We start from the raw sequence: 12,470 nt of genomic DNA on the forward strand, positions 1-12,470 counted from the left end.
CGAGCGGTGCCGGGCCCTGGTCGCGCACGCCCGGTGCGGTCACCGCCCGAGCCCCGCCACGGCGAGGGCCTGCGCCAGGTCGGTCAGCAGGTCCTCGACGTCCTCGATGCCCACGGACAGGCGGACGAGGTCGTCGGGCACCTCGAGCGCCGTGCCGGCCACGGACCCGTGGGTCATCCGGCCGGGGTGCTCGACGAGCGACTCGACACCGCCGAGGGACTCGGCGAGCGTGAAGACCCGGGTCGCCGCGCACACCGCGACGGCGGACTCCGCCGAGCCGGTGCGGAACGCGACCATCCCGCCGAAGCCGCGCATCTGCCGGGCGGCGACCTCGTGACCGGGGTGCTCGGGCAGCCCGGGCCACAGCACCTCGCGCACGCCGGGGTGCTCGACGAGGAACCGGGCGACCGCCTCGGCGTTGCTGTTGTGCCGGTCCATGCGGACCGCGAGCGTCTTCAGGCCGCGCAGCGTGAGCCACGCGTCGAACGGCCCGGCGACCGCGCCGGACGCGTTCTGCAGGAACCCGACCGCGTCGCGCAGGGCCGTGGTGCCGGTGGGGCCCACCATCCCGGCGGGCAGCTGGGCGCCGTCGGCCACGACGACCGCACCGCCGACGACGTCGGAGTGCCCCCCGATGTACTTGGTCGTCGAGTGCACGACCGCGTCCGCACCCAGCGCGAGGGGCTGCTGCAGGTACGGCGAGGCGAACGTGTTGTCGACGACGAGCACGGCGCCGGCCGACTGCGCGTGCGTCGCGATCGCGGCGATGTCGGCGATGCCGAGCAGCGGGTTGGTCGGGGTCTCGACCCAGACGACCTTGGTGCGGCCCGGCTGGATCGCGGCGAGGACGGCGTCGGGGTCGGACAGGTCGACCGGTGTGTGGTCGATACCCCACGGGCCCAGGACCCGCGCGATCAGACGGTAGGTGCCGCCGTAGGCGTCGTCCGGGACGACGACGTGGTCGCCCGGCCGCAGGACGGACCGCAGCAGCGCGTCCTCCGCGGCGAGCCCGGACGAGAACGCGAACGCCGCCGCACCGCCCTCGACGGCGGCGAGCGCCTCCTGCAGCGCGTCGCGCGTCGGGTTGCCGGAACGGGAGTACTCGTACCCACCGCGCAGGCCGCCGACGCCGTCCTGCTTGTACGTCGAGACCTGGTGGATGGGGGTCACCACCGCGCCGGTGCGCGGGTCGGGGTCCTGACCTGCGTGGATGGCTCGGGTCGAGAATCCGGAGTCGGTCCAGTCGGGGTGCTGCGCGAGCGGGTCGTGAGTCACGCCCCCAGGCTAGGCGGTGGACCGGGCGGCGGCGCAGGACGGCGCGCGCCGGCCGCCGGAACAGGCCCAGGGCGGCGCCTGTTGCACGACGTGGACCCGACAGTAAGGAGACGGTCATGGCCTCGTTGTTCGAGACGCTGCTCGGCTCGTCGCTGCGCACCACCATGGTGGACGCGGAGCACGCGCTCAAGGGGCGGGACGGGTACGCGTACCCGGTGCCCGAGAAGCACGTCGTGCTGGGGACGCCGCTGCAGGGACCCTGGCCCGAGGGCACGCGCGTGCTGTACCTCGCGTCCGGGTGCTTCTGGGGCGCGGAGAAGGAGGCGTGGCAGCTGCCAGGGGTCGTCACGACGGCCGTCGGGTACATGGGCGGCTTCACGCCGTACCCGACGTACGAGGAGACGTGCACCGGGCGGACGGGCCACACGGAGACGGTGATGGTCGCGTACGACCCGACCGTGCTGTCCGACGTCGACCTCCTGCGGCACTTCTGGGAGGAGCACGACCCGACCCAGGGCTTCCGCCAGGGCAACGACGTGGGCACGCAGTACCGCTCGGCGGTGTTCTTCACGACGCCCGAGCAGGAGGCGGCCGCGCGGCAGACGCGCGACGCGTACGCGCCGCTGCTCAAGGCGCGCGGGTACGGCGACGTGACGACCGAGATCCGGTCCGTCGAGGACGCCGGCACCTTCTACTACGCCGAGGGCCCCCACCAGCAGTACCTGCAGAAGAACCCGGGCGGCTACTGCCCGGTCAACTCCACGGGCGTCGCCTGCCCGCTCCCCCCGGCCTGACGAACTGGATTGCTCTCTCACCCCCTGGTGAGAGAGCAATCCAGCCACCCCCGGGGGGAGGGCGCGAGAGAGCAATCCAGCCACCCCCGGGGGGGAGGGCGCGAGAGAGCAATCCAGCCCCCCCCTTCCCCCCGGGGGGAGGGCGTGAGAGCGCAATCCAGCCACCCCCATGCGGGCGTGAGAGCGCAATCCAGCCACCCCCATGGGGGCGTGAGAGCGCAATCCAGCCACCCCCATGGGGGCGTGAGAGTGCAATCCAGTCCGGTCATCCGGGCGGGTGCGTGAGAACTCCGGGGGCGGGTGTCGGTGGGCCGGGTCAGGATGGGCGCATGTTGTTCGACGACGTCGCCGACGCGTCCGGGCAGCTCGTGGCGACCCGCTCACGGCTGGCCAAACGGGCGGTGCTGGTCGACGTGCTGCGGCGCGCGTCTGCGGGCGGTCCCGAGGACGTGGCGATCGTGTCGCGGTACCTGGGCGGTGAGCTGCGGCAGCGGCGCACGGGCCTGGGGTGGCGGTCGCTGGCCGGCCTGCCCGCTCCCGCCGTCGCGCCCTCGCTGACGGTGCAGGACGTCGACGCGGCGTTCGAGCACATGGCCGGCCTCGCGGGTCCGGGCTCGTCGAGGGCACGGCTCGAGGCGGCGCGTGCGCTCTTCGCCGCGGCGACCGAGCGCGAGCAGCGGCTGCTCGGTGGGCTCGTCAGCGGGGAGCTACGGCAGGGGGCGCTCGACGCGCTGCTGCTCGACGCGGTCGCCGAGGCCTCGGGCGTCGGGGCCGACGTGGTCCGGCGCGCCGCGATGCTGGCCGGGGAGACGGAGGCCGTCGCGGTCGCCGCCCTCGGTGCCGACTCCCCCGAGGACGCACGCACGGCGCTCGATGCGTTCACGCTGACCGTCGGCCGTCCCGTGCGTCCGATGCTCGCGCAGTCGGCACCCGACGTCGCGACGGCCGTCGCCGAGCTCACCGCACGTGCCGGCACGTCGGACGGGCCGCCCGGCGCGGTCGTCGTCGACACCAAGCTCGACGGGATCCGCATCCAGGTGCACCGCGACGGCGACGACGTGAGGGTCTACACCCGCAGCCTCGACGACGTCACCGCGCGCGTCCCCGAGATCGTCGCGGCCGTGCGGGCGCTGCCGGCCCGCACGCTCGTCCTCGACGGCGAGGCCCTGGCGCTCGACGCCCAGGGACGCCCGCGCCCGTTCCAGGAGACCGCGTCCCGCAGCGCGACCCGGGACGCGGACCTCGCTGCGTCCGCGACGCTCACGCCCTACTTCTTCGACGTGCTGCACGTCGACGGCCGGGACTTGCTCGACGCGCCCCTGCGCGAGCGGCTCGCCGTGCTGGACCAGGTGGCCGCGCCGCACGTCGTCGAGCGCGTGGTCACGTCCGACCCCGCCGTCGCGGGCGAGCACTTCCGCTCCGTCGTCACCGCCGGGCAGGAGGGCGTGGTCGTCAAGGCGACCGACGCGCCGTACGAGGCGGGCCGCCGCGGTGCCGCCTGGATCAAGGTCAAGCCGCGGCACACCCTCGACCTCGTCGTCCTGGCCGTCGAGCGCGGGTCGGGCCGGCGCTCCGGGATGCTGTCGAACATCCACCTCGGGGCGCGGGACCCCGGCGGCGGGTTCGTCATGCTCGGCAAGACGTTCAAGGGGATGACGGACGAGATGCTCGCGTGGCAGACGCGGCGGTTCCGCGAGCTCGAGGTCGCCGACGACGGGTGGACGGTGACGCTGCGCCCCGAGCAGGTCGTCGAGATCGCGTTCGACGGGCTGCAGCGCTCGACCCGCTACCCCGGCGGGCTGGCCCTGCGCTTCGCGCGGGTGCTGCGGTACCGCTCCGACAAGCCGGCGGCCGAGGCCGACACGATCGACACCGTGCGAGCGCTGCTGCCGTAGCCCGCAAGAGACCCCGAGACGGCCGTCGCGCCGAACCGGGCGGCCGGCCCTACGGTGGAGACACGGATCGGCTGTCGGGGGGACGCCATGAACCGCACCATCAGCATCCTGTTCCGCGCGATCCCGTTGGCGATGGGGGTGGTGTGCCTCGCGTTCGGCCTGTACGTCCTGTCGGGCGGCGACGACGCCGCGCACTTCGTCGCAGGGCACGTCAACGTCGCACTGACCGCGATCTGCATCGCCCTGTTCACCACGGCGGCGACGATCATCCGGCAGCTCGTCCACCGCTACGGCGAGGTCTGGGAGATCCTGCTGCCGTCGCTCGGGTACGCGGTCGCGGCGGCCACCGTCATCTGGGGCATCATCGTCGTGCTGGAGGGCGACGAGGCGCAGCACGTCGTGGCCGGGCACGTCATGGTCGGCATCGGCTTCATCGCCGCGTGCGTGAGCACCGTGGCGGCGGCGTCGACGAAGTTCGTGCTCATCGCGGCCAACGGCGCACGCAGCCCGGACAGCGGCCCGCCCGACGGTGCGTACTCGCGCCGGGTCGGCACCCTGTTCATCGCGATCCCTGTCGTACTCGCCGTGATGGGGCTCGTGATCGCCGCGACGCTCTATGCGGGCGGGACGACGCCCGAGCTCGTCGCGGCCCACGTCCTGACGGGCCTGTCACTGATCTGCTCGGCGCTCATCGCGCTGGTCGCCAGCATCGTGCGGCAGGTCCGCAACGAGTTCGGCGACACCGAGCGGTTCCGCTGGACGTGGTGGGTCGTGGCCATGGGGACGATCAACGTCCTCGTCGGCATCGGGGTCCTGCTGGCCTCGGACGACCCGGCCCGGCTGGCGCCCGGCACCGTGCTGATCGGGCTGGGACTGATCTGCTTCAGCATCCTGTCGAAGGTCGTGCTGCTCGCCCTCGTGTGGCGCCGGAAGTTCGCGCTGGCCAACCGCATCCCGATCATCCCGATCGGCACCGCGCTGGCCTGCCTGTTCTTCGCGGCGTTCCTGTTCGAGGCGACGACGCGGCAGCCCGGGTTCTTCGTCGGGGCCCACGTCATGGTGGGGCTCGGGGCCGTGTGCTTCACGCTGTTCTCGATCGTGTCGATCCTCGAGGCCGGCACGTCGGAGTCCTAGGGTCGCCCGCCGCGGCGCGCCGTGGGCCGCTGCGCTGCGCGGCCGCGCCCCGTGAGGCAGGGTGTCCGCGTGGACGAGACAGCCGGGACCGTGCCGACGCAGGTGGACGACGCCCCACCCCACCCCGTGGCCGTCACGGTGTGGCGGTACCTGGCCGCCGCCCTCGTCTGCGGGTCCGCGATCCTCATGTTCGCGGTGCACGTGCGCCCGCTCGCGTACGTGCCCCTGGTCGCGGGCGTCGCGATCGGGTGGGCCGTCGACCGGGTGCTGGGACGGGACCTGCTCGTCATCGCCGCGGGCATGGGCATCGTCAGCACCATCCCGCTGGCCGCGGACCTGTCCGACCTGGGCATGGTGCAGTTCACGATCGCCCTCTCGCTGGCGGTGGTCGTCCCGTACGTGCTCTCGCGGCACGTGAACGGTGACCGCGTCATCCGCTTCCCGTGGCGCACCGGCAAGCGGTGGACGCGCACGCAGTGGGCGTACCTGCTGTTCGTCGTCGGCGCCGGGTACCTGGTGCTGCCGTTCTACTTCCTGTCGTCCGGCGCATACCTCAACTGGCCGACGGTCGTCGAGGGGCAGGAGATCGCGCGCCTGTTCGTCGGCGTCAACGCCGTCGGCACGTGGGACGAGCTGTTCTTCATCTGCACGGTGTTCGCGCTGCTGCGCCGGCACTTCGGCCTGTGGACGGCCAACCTGCTGCAGGCGATGGTCTTCGTCTCGTTCCTCTGGGAGCTCGGGTACCGCGAGTGGGGTCCGCTGCTGACCATCCCGTTCGCGCTCATCCAGGGGTTCACGTTCAACCTGACGAAGTCGCTGACCTACGTGCTGGTCGTGCACCTGCTGTTCGACGCCGTCGTCTTCATGGTGCTGGTGCACGCGCACACGCCCGAGCTGTTCGACGTCTTCGTCACCGCGCCCGCGCGCTGACGCCCGCACCCCGAGGAGGACCCCGATGACCGACGCCCTGACCACCTGGGCCGGCAGCCACACGTTCCGCGGCGGGCCCGTCGTGCACCCGGAGACGGTCGACGAGGTCGCGGACCTCGTCGCCGGGGCCCGGCACGTGCGAGCGCTCGGGTCGCGGCACTCCTTCCACGACCTCGCGGACGGACCCGGGACGCTCGTCGTCCTGGACCGGCTCGACATCCCCACCGTGATCGACCCCGACGCGGCCACGGTCACGGTCGGCGCCGGGGTGCGGTACGGCGAGCTCGCGCGTGACCTGCACGCCGCCGGGTGGGCGCTGCACACGATGGCCTCGCTGCCGCACATCGCCGTCGCGGGCACGGTCGCGACGGCCACGCACGGGTCGGGCGACACCGCAACGAACCTGTCCGCCGCGGTGCGCGGTCTCGAGGTCGTCGGCGCGGGCGGCGAGGTCCGCACGCTCGGCCCCGACGACCCGGAGCTGGCCGGATCGGTCGTCGCGCTCGGCGGGCTGGGCGTCGTGACGCGCGTGACGCTCGGGATCCACCCGACGTACGACGTCGCCCAGGAGGTGTGGCTCGACCTGCCGTGGACCACCGCGCTGGACCGGTTCGACGCGCTCATGTCGTCCGCCTACTCGGTGAGCCTGTTCACCGACTGGCGTGGCGAGACGGTGGGGCAGGTGTGGCGCAAGCACCGCGTCGAGACCGACGCCTGGACCCTGCCCGGCCCGGGCGACGTGCTCGCGGGGTCTCGTCCCGCGCCCGGACCCGTGCATCCGGTGCCGGGCCCGGACCCCGAGGCCTGCACGCAGCAGGGCGCCGTGCCCGGGCCGTGGCACGAGCGGCTCCCCCACTTCCGGCTCGACTTCACGCCCTCGGCGGGCGCCGAGCTGCAGTCCGAGTGGCTCGTCCCCCGTGAGCACGCCGTCGCCGCGATCGAGGCGCTGCGCGGCATCGGCCACCTGACGTCGCCCCTGCTGCTCGTCAGCGAGATCCGGTCCATCGCGGGCGACGACCTGTGGCTGTCCACCGCGCACGGCGGGGACCGCGTCGGTCTGCACTTCACGTGGAAGCCGCTGCGCGCCGAGGTCGACGCGGTGCTGCCGGTGATCGAGCGCACGCTGGCGCCGTTCGCGGCACGCCCGCACTGGGGCAAGCTCTTCGCAGACGAGCAGCGCACGCTGCGCGACCTGTACCCGCGGTGGGACGACCAGCTCGCGCTCCTCGACCGCCGGGACCCTGAGGGCGTCTTCGCCAACGACTTCCTGCTGCGCCACGGCCTGCGCAGCTGACGCCCGGTCGGCGCACGGGAACGCCGCACCGGTCGTCAGACGGCGGGCAGCCGGTCGGGCTCCTGTCGGGCCGCCGCCACCGCCTCGGCGACGAGACGGTCCGTGGCCTCGGCCCGGTGACGCGCGCGTCGCCGGGAGACCCACACCGCTGCGGCGACCAGGACGACCAGGACCAGCAGGGTCCAGGGCAGGGCGGCCGTCGACGCCGTGGCGGTGACCGGTGCGAGCGTCGAGCCGTCCGCGGCGATCTCCGGGACCAGCCGCACGGTCGCGGTCAGGCGCAGGAGCGGACGCACGTCCTCGACGCGGACCGCGACGGTCGTCCGCTCCCCCGGCAGCAGCTCGGGGACGTCGACCTGCACGACCTGTTCGCCCCACCCGAACGGTCCGGCGACGGTCACGGTCGCCGGACCACCGACCCGCGCGTTCCCCGTGTTCGCGACCTCGACCCCGACGTCGACCGAGCCCGCAGCCGTGGGGTCGAGGGTGCCGTGGTGGACCGCACGCGCGTCCTCGAGGCTCACGCCGGGTCCCAGTGGTCCCGCGACGCGCAGGTGCAGCCGCGCACCCAGCCGCCGGTCGACGCTCACGCCGTCCGCGCGGGAGCTGACGAGCGACGTCACGACTCCCCCGGCGTGGTCACCGGGCTCCGCGTCCTCCGGGACGGTCAGGACGAACGGCACGACCACGCTCTCGCCCGGCGGGACCGCGACCTCGGGCGTCGCGATCGCCACCCACGCACCGACCCCGTGCGACGTCTGGTCCGCGCGCCGCAGGTCCAGCACGCCGCGCGTGGTCGTGAACGCGTCCGCCGCGTAGACCTGCAGCGTCGTGGTCGCGTTGCCGTGGTTGGTCACGACGAGGGCGTCCTCGATCGTCTCGCCCGGCGCCGCCGTGTAGGCAAAGTTGGCGCGGTCGGCGGCGTGCGGCTCGGCGTCGGCAGGTCGGACGCCCCAGGTGACGGTGGCGTCCGCGCTCGGGTCGGCGCTCGGGTCGGCGCTCGGGTCGACGGCGACGGCCGACGCGGACCGGGCGACGACGACGGGAAGGACGGCGCCCGTCAGCGCGGCGAGCAGGCCGGTGATCAGGGCGACGACCAGCGCGGGCGCCCGGTGACCTGGGACGAGCGGCGGCGACGTGCGGGCGCGGGTCATACGAGCACTCCTCGGCTGTGGTCCGGATGGGGTCGTGACGCGGAAGGGGCCGTGGACACGTCGGCCGGCCCCGTCGGTGAGGCCGACGGAGCCGACCGACGTCCGTCAGCTCAGCGCCGTGAGGGTGAGCGTCGCGGAGTACCGGCCCTCGGTGACCGAGACCGGCAGGCGCAGGTCGAGCTCGGCACCCAGCAGCACGCTGCCCAGCGCGTGCCCCACGGCGGCCGAGCCCAGGACCGCCGGCTCCGCGAGGCCGTCGCCCGACACGAAGCCCGAGGCGACGGCCGCACCCGGCGTCGCACCGCCGTCGTTCTCGGTCACCGTGGGTGACCATCCCAGGTGCTTGGCGTCGACGGCCCGGTCACCCGCCACGAAGTCGCTGACCTGGCCCGACAGCGACCACGCGGGCGTGTCACGACGCGTGTCCGTGACCCGGACCGGGTTGAGCGCGCCCGTCGCGCGCAGGTGGTCGCCTGCCTGCTCGGCCACGCCGAGGTCGACGAGGTCGTTGCTGCCGTCGATCGCCCACACGAGCTCACCGGGCTCGCCGTCCTGCTCGGGCACGGTCACGGCCAGCCGCTGCGCGTCGTCGGCCGGGACCTCGACGCCGTCCTCGACCACGCGCTTGCCACGCGCGTCCTTGGTGATCGTGAAGGCGTCGTACAGGTCGCCGACCTTCTCGGGCGCATCACCGTTGACGGCTGCGACGTACGACTCGTAGCGCAGGGTGCCGCCGTCGACGGAGACGACCTGGTACGACGAGACGTTCGCGCCGCGCTTGACCTGCGTCGCACCGTTGCGTGTCCACACGTTGTCGCCCTCCGCGGCGAGCGTGTAGTACTTGCCGCCCGAGTTCGACACGGCGTACACCGGCCCGCTCGTGATGCCGGGCGTGCCCGTCGCGGTCGTGTCCTTGTAGCCCCGGGCGTACGTGTGGTCGTGGCCCTGCAGCACGAGGTCGATGTCGTGCTTCTCGAACACGGGCACCCACGCGGCGCGCAGCAGGGGCTCGTCGCGCCCGCTGGAGACGCTGTAGACCGGCTGGTGGAACGTCGCGACGGCCCACGTGTTCGGGTTGGAGCCCAGGACGTGGTCGAGCCAGGCGGCCTGGAAGTCGACCCACAGCTGCCCGGCGTCGGGGCAGCCCTCGGTGCAGGCCGGCAGGTCGGGCGGGGTGAGGAAGCCGGAGTTCCGTGTCGCGTTCAGGGTGATGAACCGAACGTCCTGGTAGTCGACGAAGTAGACCGTCTCGCCGGCGAACGTCTCGAAGTGGTCGAGGTACGCCGCGGTCTGGCGCGCGGCCGGCGTGTCGCCCTCGGCGAGCTTCGCCAGGTCACCGATCGTCGCGCGCGTCGGGGAGTTCAGCGCGTACGTGAAGTTCGCCTTCCAGTTCCGCATCGTCTGGTCGCCGCTGTACTCGTGGTTGCCCGGCGCGGCCAGGACCTGCGTGGTCATCGCGGACTCGCCCATCCCGGAGAACCAGTTGGTCCACTGCGTCTGGTTGCTCGCGGTGTCGATGAGGTCGCCCGCGTGGACGCTGCCCACGGCGTCGGGCGCCTTGGCGTGCGCGGCCTGCACGACGGCGGGCCACGTGGTGTCGAGGCTGATCTGCGCGTCGCCGTAGTAGAGGAACGAGAAGGGCTCGGCGGCGTCGGACGCCGTGCGGAACGTGCGCCAGGGCGTCCAGTCGTCACCCTGCCCGACGCGGTACTCGTACCGCGTCCCCGCCGCCAGTCCGGTGAGGGTGGCCGAGAGGTGCGTGTGCTCGCCGATGGTGTCGGTGACGGTCGCGGCGACCGTCGCACCGGTGCCGCCGGTGCGTCGGTACTCGACGGCCGCCGGCGCGCTCGACGTGCTGCGCCACGTGACGAACTGCGAGGTGGTCGCCTGGTCGGTCGGGGTGAGGATCAGCCGGTCCGTCGCCGTGCCGGTGTCGGCCGCGACGGGGGTGGCGGTGGCCAGGAAGCCACCGGCGACGACGGCACCGCAGGCCAGGGCAGCGGTGAGCCGGTGCCGCAGGGGCCCGGCTGCACGAGGGCGGGACGGGAGTGGCGTTCGCATCGAGCGTCTCCTTGCGTCGGAAGATGACGCCCCGAACGGTGTCGGGTCGAGGCGACGCGCGGTCGTACGGACGGTGTACGGCTCGGCACGGGTGGGAACACTCTGGGGTCCTGCTGCCGGGCCCCCGGGACGTGGGAGGGTGGACCGATGCGCACCCTCGGACTGATCGGCGGCATGAGCTGGTACTCCACGCTGGAGTACTACCGGGTCATCAACACGGCGGTGCACGAGGCGCTCGGCGGGCACCACAGTGCGCACCTGCTGCTGGAGTCGGTGGACTTCGCGCAGGTGCGCGAGCTGCAGCTGGCCGAGGACTGGGCGGGCGCGGGCGACCTCCTCGCCGCCGCGGGCCGTCGGCTGCAGGGAGCGGGCGCCGACGCCGTCCTCATCGCGACGAACCTCATGCACAAGGTGGCGCCCGCCGTGGAGGCCGCACTCGACGTCCCGCTCCTGCACATCGCCGACGCGGTCGCCGACGTCGCGACGGGTGCGGGCTGGGGAACCGTGGGTGTCGTCGGCACGCGCTGGGTGATGGCCGAGCCGTTCTACGCCGACCGGCTCGCGACCCACGGCATCGCCACGCTGGTGCCGGACGCCGCCACGCAGGACGAGATCGACCGGATCATCTTCGACGAGCTCGCGCACGGCCGCGTCCTGGACACCTCACGCGCCCGGCTCACCGCGGCTGCCGCGCAGCTGCAGGCGCAGGGCGCCGACGCGGTGGTGCTGGCCTGCACCGAGCTCGAGCTGGCGCTGACCGGGCCCGGCCCGGTGCCGCTCATCGAGTCCGCCCGCGTCCACGCGCTGGCCGCCGCCCGGTTCGCGCTCGGCGGCGCGACGCCGCCGCTGACGGCCGCGGTCTGACCGCGGCCGCCGTCAGACGTCCCAGGACGTCACGCGCGTCGTGAGGTCCGTCCAGCCGTCGCGGCCCAGGGGCGAGAGCGTCCGGATGCGTCGCCCCGGGTGCAGCCGCGGGTCTGCGGCGTAGCGACGACCCAGCTCGGTCTCGGCGCCGGTGTCACCGGCGTCCGCCCGGACCAGCAGGTCGGCGACCTCGTCCGCGAGCACGGCGACGTCCTCGGGTGCCTCGTGCAGCTCCGCGCCCCACACGTCCCACAGCAGCAGCTCGTCGCGGCGACGGTGCGCGACCTCCAGCAGCACGTTCCCCCGCACGAAGTCCGGTCCGCACAGCTCCGGCAGCTCGCGCGCGACCCCGTACGCACCGAGGTCCAGCCCGTCGCGCCGGTGCGCGAGCCACAGCTCCGCGGCGGTCGCGAACGGTGCGTCGAGGCCCGTCGGCAGGTCGAACGGGTCGAACGGCTCCCCGGCCGGGGGCGCGGCACCGAACGCCGCGTCGATCTCGGGGTCCGCGCGCACCCAGCGCCGTCCGTCCCAGCGCTCGACGACGACGTGGTCGTGCGCGAAGCCCGGGGTGAAGTACCGCGCGAACCCGACGCGGGACCGTGCGGGGATGCCGTGCTCGCGCAGCAGCCCCACACCGAGCAGCGTGTGGTCCCGGCAGCACCCCGCGAGACGGGCAGTGGCCGGACGGCCCGCGAGCGGGGCGGGTGACAGCGCGAAGCCGGCCGTGAGGATCGCGTCCAGCCACCGCAGGTCGACCGTCGGCAGCCGGTCGGCGTCGAGGGTGTCCGCCTCGGCCCGGTAGTGCGCGATCAGTCCCGTCGCCGCGGCGTGCACGTCTGCCGGGCCGGTGCCCAGCGCGGCGAGCACCGCGGCGTGCCGGCCGGGGTCGCTGTAGGGCGAGTGCCGCGCCCACTGCCCAGGGTCGCCCGTCGCGTCCTGCACGCCGTCCGGCATCGCCGCCTCCGTCCCGGGGTCCTGCGTCGGACTCCCGTGCGGAGTAGACACCCCGTGGGTGCCGGACTCATCGGGGCGGGCGGGACCGGACGGCTCCCGACGTGCGAGCGCCGCC

10 protein-coding genes are annotated in these 12,470 nt (G+C 73.9%); 6 read left to right on the top strand and 4 right to left on the bottom strand.

Annotated elements, in window-relative coordinates:
- Positions 1 to 39 precede the first annotated feature (39 nt).
- Entirely contained in the window at positions 40 to 1,275 is a 1,236-nt protein-coding gene (locus IR158_RS14400; RefSeq protein WP_291814109.1) for a cystathionine gamma-synthase, read from the bottom strand.
- A gap of 116 nt (positions 1,276 to 1,391) precedes the next feature.
- On the opposite strand from IR158_RS14400, the gene msrA reads away from it, so the two are divergent.
- From msrA to IR158_RS14425, 5 genes are all read left to right on the top strand, one after another.
- Positions 1,392 to 2,069 (top strand): peptide-methionine (S)-S-oxide reductase MsrA, encoded by a 678-nt coding sequence (msrA, locus tag IR158_RS14405; RefSeq protein ID WP_291814110.1) that lies wholly within the window; start codon positions 1,392 to 1,394, stop codon positions 2,067 to 2,069.
- A 329-nt stretch (positions 2,070 to 2,398) separates the two neighbouring features.
- Positions 2,399 to 3,964: an ATP-dependent DNA ligase gene (locus tag IR158_RS14410; RefSeq protein WP_291814111.1), complete on the top strand. Its 1,566-nt coding sequence runs from the start codon at positions 2,399 to 2,401 to the stop codon at positions 3,962 to 3,964.
- An 87-nt stretch (positions 3,965 to 4,051) separates the two neighbouring features.
- Positions 4,052 to 5,098, top strand: a complete 1,047-nt coding sequence (locus IR158_RS14415; protein ID WP_291814112.1) for a DUF2776 family protein — start codon at positions 4,052 to 4,054, stop codon at positions 5,096 to 5,098.
- 186 nt (positions 5,099 to 5,284) lie between these two features.
- Positions 5,285 to 6,028, top strand: coding sequence for a CPBP family glutamic-type intramembrane protease (locus tag IR158_RS14420; RefSeq protein ID WP_291814548.1), 744 nt, complete (start codon positions 5,285 to 5,287; stop codon positions 6,026 to 6,028).
- Between the two features lie 25 nt (positions 6,029 to 6,053).
- A complete protein-coding gene (locus tag IR158_RS14425) occupies positions 6,054 to 7,322 on the top strand; it encodes an FAD-binding protein (protein WP_291814113.1) in 1,269 nt (422 codons plus the stop codon).
- Between the two features lie 35 nt (positions 7,323 to 7,357).
- On the opposite strand, the gene IR158_RS14430 is transcribed toward IR158_RS14425, so the two are convergent.
- On the bottom strand, positions 7,358 to 8,476 hold the full coding sequence (locus tag IR158_RS14430) for a DUF916 domain-containing protein (RefSeq protein ID WP_291814114.1): 1,119 nt from the start codon (positions 8,474 to 8,476) through the stop codon (positions 7,358 to 7,360).
- 105 nt (positions 8,477 to 8,581) lie between these two features.
- A complete protein-coding gene (locus IR158_RS14435; RefSeq protein ID WP_291814115.1) occupies positions 8,582 to 10,537 on the bottom strand; it encodes a metallophosphoesterase family protein in 1,956 nt (651 codons plus the stop codon).
- 147 nt (positions 10,538 to 10,684) lie between these two features.
- Here IR158_RS14435 and IR158_RS14440 point away from each other — a divergent pair, with 147 nt between their 5' ends.
- On the top strand, positions 10,685 to 11,401 hold the full coding sequence (locus IR158_RS14440; RefSeq protein ID WP_291814116.1) for an amino acid racemase: 717 nt from the start codon (positions 10,685 to 10,687) through the stop codon (positions 11,399 to 11,401).
- 12 nt (positions 11,402 to 11,413) lie between these two features.
- On the opposite strand, the gene IR158_RS14445 is transcribed toward IR158_RS14440, so the two are convergent.
- Complete coding sequence (locus tag IR158_RS14445) at positions 11,414 to 12,355, bottom strand: transglutaminase-like domain-containing protein (protein ID WP_291814117.1); 942 nt, start codon at positions 12,353 to 12,355, stop codon at positions 11,414 to 11,416.
- Positions 12,356 to 12,470 lie beyond the last annotated feature (115 nt).

It is taken from the genome of Cellulomonas sp., from assembly GCF_015234515.1.
Taxonomy (GTDB): domain Bacteria; phylum Actinomycetota; class Actinomycetes; order Actinomycetales; family Cellulomonadaceae; genus Cellulomonas.

What these genes read in the sequence shown, in the direction of transcription:
- IR158_RS14445 (WP_291814117.1), bottom strand. Translation starts at nt 12,355, where the DNA reads ATGCCGGACGGCGTGCAGGACGCGACGGGCGACCCTGGGCAGTGGGCG.
- IR158_RS14440 (WP_291814116.1), top strand. Translation starts at nt 10,685, where the DNA reads ATGCGCACCCTCGGACTGATCGGCGGCATGAGCTGGTACTCCACGCTG.
- msrA (WP_291814110.1), top strand. Translation starts at nt 1,392, where the DNA reads ATGGCCTCGTTGTTCGAGACGCTGCTCGGCTCGTCGCTGCGCACCACC.
- IR158_RS14435 (WP_291814115.1), bottom strand. Translation starts at nt 10,537, where the DNA reads ATGCGAACGCCACTCCCGTCCCGCCCTCGTGCAGCCGGGCCCCTGCGG.
- IR158_RS14410 (WP_291814111.1), top strand. Translation starts at nt 2,399, where the DNA reads ATGTTGTTCGACGACGTCGCCGACGCGTCCGGGCAGCTCGTGGCGACC.
- IR158_RS14425 (WP_291814113.1), top strand. Translation starts at nt 6,054, where the DNA reads ATGACCGACGCCCTGACCACCTGGGCCGGCAGCCACACGTTCCGCGGC.
- IR158_RS14420 (WP_291814548.1), top strand. Translation starts at nt 5,285, where the DNA reads ATGTTCGCGGTGCACGTGCGCCCGCTCGCGTACGTGCCCCTGGTCGCG.
- IR158_RS14415 (WP_291814112.1), top strand. Translation starts at nt 4,052, where the DNA reads ATGAACCGCACCATCAGCATCCTGTTCCGCGCGATCCCGTTGGCGATG.
- IR158_RS14430 (WP_291814114.1), bottom strand. Translation starts at nt 8,476, where the DNA reads ATGACCCGCGCCCGCACGTCGCCGCCGCTCGTCCCAGGTCACCGGGCG.